A 234-nucleotide genomic window follows, 5' to 3' on the forward strand; every position below is an offset into this window, starting at 1 on the left:
GTACTGCCAGGTGTGGAGCGTCTTCCCGTAGGGGTGGACGAGGTCTCCGAGGTACCTGTGCTCGGCCAGCGCGGGCACCCCGGGGGCCGAGAGGGCGCCGGAGCTCACCTCGTAGTGGTGGCTGTGCCTCAGGCGCCGCTCCTCGTCGGGGAGGCTGCGGAACCGCTCCTCGCTGAAGATGTACTCGAAGCCGATCAGCCGTGCATCCGGCGCGGTGCGGTCGAAGATCACGCA

At 69.2% G+C, this 234-nt stretch carries 1 protein-coding gene; it reads right to left on the reverse strand.

Features of this window, described 5'->3' with window-relative positions:
* A partial coding sequence (locus tag KVS67_RS13335; RefSeq protein WP_217565580.1) for a DUF1264 domain-containing protein occupies nt 1–234 on the reverse strand: 234 nt, incomplete at both ends.

Source organism: Micrococcus sp. GbtcB5 (assembly GCF_019091605.1).
Taxonomy (GTDB): Bacteria; Actinomycetota; Actinomycetes; order Actinomycetales; family Micrococcaceae; genus Micrococcus; species Micrococcus luteus.